Here is a 2,537-nt window from a genome sequence, read left to right on the forward strand (position 1 = left end):
GTGCTATATATCGCCTCTCCTGGTTATGTTGCAACATTAACCAGTACCCCTGATGGAATTGGTTTATTAAAATGGGGCGGGATCGGGATTTTATTAGGTATTTGGTGGATAAGTAAACTGATAAAAATTGATATATAAAAAAAGAGACAATTATGGAATATATACTCGCTTTTATTAATAATTTGGTTCAAAACGCACAAACTGCAGAGTGGATATTTTACCTGATAGCAGCCATAACAGGGATAACTTTTGCCATATCATTAACCTTGCTTTTTTCAGGGATCTATTCACCGATTAAATCGAAATTACATAAAATAGGTAAAGAGGGAGAGCAAGAGGTCACTAACTCTTTTAATAAGTCATTAGAGCATAACTTAGAAAAACTTCCCTTTATACAGAAACAGTTTATGGGTGATAAACAAACCAAACGGTTATTGATTCATGCCGGTTTTCACTCTCAAAATTCTTTAAAGATATACAACTCTTTAAAATTAACTCTGTTTTTACTTTCCATCGGAGCAGCTGTCATTGTTAATAAGCTATTCCCTGACTTTTCCATGTTAATCACGGTTTATCTTTTTGCTTTTATTGTTGGTCTTTCTTATTTACTACCTGGACTGATTCTTACCTATATTGCAAATTCAAGGATGGACAATTTACGCAGATTTTTCCCTGATGCATTAGACTTATTAGTTGTTTGTTGTGAAGCGGGTTTAGGTTTGCTGGAAGCTCTGCAAAGAGTCGCTACTGAGCTTGAATATGCTCATCCGGAACTATCCCATGAATTAAATTTAGTCTGCAGTAAAGTTCGAGTAGGCTATTCTATGCAAGAGGCATTGCATGAATTTTCTGAGCGTACTGGTTTGGAAGATATCCGAGGGTTAAACTCGGTAATTGTGCAAAGTTTAAAACTCGGCACCGGAATCGCCGATACTTTACGAGTTTATGCCGATGAGTATAGAGACAAAAGGTTACAAGAGGCAGAGGAGAAAGCGGCAAAATTGGGTGTGAAAATGGTTTTCCCGATGATGTTTTGTATTTGGCCTTCATTTTTTATTGTTGCGGTTGGACCCGCGGTTCTCAAAGTACTTGCTGTGTGGGACAAAATCTTTTAGGAGAATTTATGAATAGGGAAATAGTAACAATCCGTTTTTATATGAAAGCAATAATTTTGATATTATCCTTTGGGCTCATTAGTTGCAATATGACACTAGACCCCGAAAGCAATCTGGGTGAATCTACCCGTAATGATTTATCTGGAAACAGAGCTTCATCCCAAAAGGGGGTGACCTCTGAAACTTCTGAAGAAGCTTTTGATAAAGCCTTAGAGTCAGAGCAGAGAGGTGACTTAGATAAGGCGCTATACTACTATATTCAAACGTTACAGTTTGATCCTAAAAACGCCGCGGTATTAATTAGAATTGCCCATATTCATAATCAACTGGGCAATAAATCGATAGCTGTCCGAGCTTATTTAGAAGCAGTCGAAAATGATCCGACTCTGATTTCTGCTCACCAAGGCTTGGGTGTTATCCTGATGGAAAAGCGGAAATATAAACAAGCTCAGGGACACTTACAACAAGCAATTTTACTCGATCAAAAACGTCTTAGTGAGCTAGGCGGAAAGAAAGATACTGGCTACTATGCACTAGATAACGAATCTCCAATTAAATCTTATAATGTTTCAGGTGTTATTGAGGATATGAATCGTAACTTTGATTTAGCTAGAACTTATTACAACTTGGCATTAGATGTTAATGAAAACTCTGCGAGTATTTTATCTAATATCGGTTACTCCTATTACTTGACTGGGCAACTGACGTTGGCTGAAAGTTACTTTAGACGATCAATTAATATAGATATGAATTTTAAACGGGCTTGGACTAATTTAGGTTTGGTTTATGTCAGAAAAGGACAATATAACCGAGCCATTAAAACCTTTAAACAGGTGATGAGCGAATTTGCTGCCTATAACGATTTAGGATATTTTGTTATGCTTGATGGGCGCTTGGACGAAGCTGAGTACTTTTTTCAAAAAGCGATAGATCTCTCTCCAAGTTATTTTCAAAAAGCCTATTCTAATTTAGAGCAGGTGCAAATGAAAAAACGTGAGCTGTGGTTGTTACAGCAAGAGGCTCCGGGGGCGGAGGTCGCTGCACCAAAATCAGAACCGGAAGCTAAGGCTATTGAAGTTGCAGCACCAAAATCAAAATTAAAATTGAAACCAAAATCAAAACCGAAAGTTCAGGTTATGGAAGTCGCCGCAGCAAAACCAGAGCCGGAAGTTCAGGTTATGGAAGTCCCAGCACCAGAATCAGAAGCGAAAGTTCTGGTTATTAAAGTCTCTGTACCAGAATCAGAACCGAAATCTCAAGCGATTAAAGTCGCTGAATCAGAGCCGGAAGTTCAGAGTATGGAAGTCGCAGCAGCAAAACCAGAGCAGCAAGCTCAGCTTATGGAGGTTGCCGTACCAGAACCAGAGTCGGAAGTTCAGGCAATGGATGTTACCGCACCAGAATCTGAACCGAAAGTTCAGG

General features: G+C 38.7%; 2 protein-coding genes. Both read left to right on the forward strand.

The window, feature by feature from the left end; genetic code table 11:
* Positions 1-152 precede the first annotated feature (152 nt).
* Positions 153-1,115: a type II secretion system F family protein gene (locus tag AC4GME_RS18665; RefSeq protein WP_490380025.1), complete on the forward strand. Its 963-nt coding sequence runs from the start codon at positions 153-155 to the stop codon at positions 1,113-1,115.
* A gap of 8 nt (positions 1,116-1,123) precedes the next feature.
* Positions 1,124-2,537 (forward strand): tetratricopeptide repeat protein (locus tag AC4GME_RS18670; RefSeq protein WP_490380026.1); only part of this gene is annotated, 1,414 nt, incomplete at its 3' end.

It is taken from the genome of Psychromonas sp., assembly GCF_983033635.1.